This window comes from uncultured Kiloniella sp., from assembly GCF_937128705.1.
Taxonomy (GTDB): domain Bacteria; phylum Pseudomonadota; class Alphaproteobacteria; order Kiloniellales; family Kiloniellaceae; genus Kiloniella.
Window position 1 is genome coordinate 1 of record NZ_CAKZMP010000186.1, and the last position, 2001, is coordinate 2001.

Genomic DNA, 2001 nt, shown 5'->3' on the forward strand with positions numbered 1-2001 from the left:
CACGTTGGTCCCTCTGCATGGTAACCTTCCGCAAGCATACGTTCACCTGATCCATCAGGCTTCATTACGCCGATATAGAATTTTCTACCGGAAAGGCGTGTAAAAGCAATAAGATCGCCGCGCGGGGACCAAACAGGTGTCGCGTAACGTCCTTTGTTAAAAGAGATTCTCTTAACATTTCCGCCATTAATATCCATCACATAAAGTTGCTGACTACCACCACGATCAGAGTTGAATACAACCTTAGATCCATCCGGTGAATAAGACGGCGATGTATCAATAGCCGGGTGATTTGTCAGACGCGAAAACTTTCTGGTCCGTAGATCCATCGTGTAAATTTCTGTATTCCCACGATCAGCAAGACTCATTACCACAGAGTTTCCATCCGGAGAGAATCGCGGTGCGAAACTCATTCCCTTGAAGTTTCCAAGGGTTTCTTCTCGGCCGGTTTGTAGATCAAGCAGCTTTACCTTTGGAACATTCCCCTCGAATGACAAATATGTGATCTCTTGTGACGTTGGAGAAAAACGCGGTGTGAAAACATCAAATCTGCCATTCGTCAGGAATTTATGGTTGAATCCATCCTGATCCATAATTGCCAAACGTCTTTGACGTCGATTCTGTGGCCCTGTTTCAGAGACATAGACAACACGGGTATCAAAATACCCTTGTTCCCCTGTTAGACGCTTATAGATGGCATCAGAGATTTGATGTGCAATCCGTCTCCAGTTCGTACGAGTCGAGGTATAAGAAAAGCCTGTCATCATATTTTCGGCATAGACATCCCAAAGGCGGAATTCAATACGTACCTTGCCATCACCTTGGACCCGGGCAGAGCCTGTCACCAGTGCTTGGGCATTAATCAAACGCCAATCCCCAAAACGAACCCCAACCTGAAGAGAGTTTTGGTCTTGGATGAAGGCTTTATTATCGATAGGTTTGAACAAACCTGTACGTTCAAGGTTTGCAGAAATCACCTCGGCAATATCCCGCCCGATCAGCTGTGCTTCTGGCTGCCCGCCATTAAAGTCCGCAACAGCAACGGGTAAAGGTTCAACAAAACCTTCGGTAATATTTACGTTGATCTCAGCCTGCGCAGGCACACTACCAATCGCAATTCCTAACACACTGATCGCTGCAACCAGCAATCCGCGCGTTGCCTTTATTAACATCACTGTTCTTCTCCCGTTCATTGATCGAACATTTTTGATGGATCAATTCGAATATTAATCATTCTCCAGTCACCATAGAGATCACTAGGAAATTTATAAGGACCACACCCGACAAGTGTTTTACTAAGCTCATTCAATGCATTGTTAAAGACATCATCATGATCGAATCTCTCACGATCAACAACGATAACCTCTTCAACATGACCATCTCGAGATAACTTCATTGATAATTCAACAATAGTATCTAAAGAAGAATTAGGGCTAAAATTTGTTTTCCAGCATTTACCCGCTGTTTCTATAAAAGCAAAAGGCTCGGCAACCGCTATACTTTGTGAATACAAACATATTACCGAGACAAAACAATATAAGGCGCCTTTAGAACGAAGCCTTAAAATCATTGCCCAAACATCTTTGATGGATCAAATGTCATGTTCACTGTTTGCCAATCACCGTAGAGATCAACTGGAAGCTTGTAGGGCGCACAGCTGATAACAGCACGTCGAGCATTCTCAGCGGCAGTTCTGAAATATGCGTCTTTGTTAAATCTGTTCTGATCAACAATTTGCACACCGCTAACGCTCCCATCTTGGCGCATTTGCACAGAGATTTCGACGATCATTTCCTCTGCCTGTAAGGCCCCGGCATCTACCCGCCAGCACTGTCGCATCTGCTGCTGAAGAGATCTTTGAATATCATTGATCTGCGCAGCGGAAGCGCGTTGACGTGTCGGCGTTGTTGGAGCCTTGCCCTTAGTCGTGGTTTTCTTTGGTGCTGACTTCAGCTTATCCACATTTTTCAAGATAGACGTAAGCGCATCAACCTTTGGCTT

At 44.8% G+C, this 2001-nt stretch carries 2 protein-coding genes and 1 pseudogene; all 3 read right to left on the reverse strand.

Translation table 11 applies throughout. The features are described 5' to 3' along the window. Positions 1–1172 (reverse strand): Tol-Pal system beta propeller repeat protein TolB (gene tolB, locus Q0241_RS10265; RefSeq protein ID WP_299377018.1); only part of this gene is annotated, 1172 nt, incomplete at its 3' end. Between the two features lie 17 nt (positions 1173–1189). Beyond that, a complete protein-coding gene (locus tag Q0241_RS10270; protein ID WP_299377020.1) occupies positions 1190–1396 on the reverse strand; it encodes a hypothetical protein in 207 nt (68 codons plus the stop codon). 170 nt (positions 1397–1566) lie between these two features. Next, positions 1567–2001, reverse strand: a pseudogene (locus Q0241_RS10275) (hypothetical protein); the annotation flags it as partial.

Excerpts from the sequence above, each read along its gene's own strand:
- Q0241_RS10270 (WP_299377020.1), bottom strand. The coding sequence starts at position 1,396 with ATGAAGTTATCTCGAGATGGTCATGTTGAAGAGGTTATCGTTGTTGAT.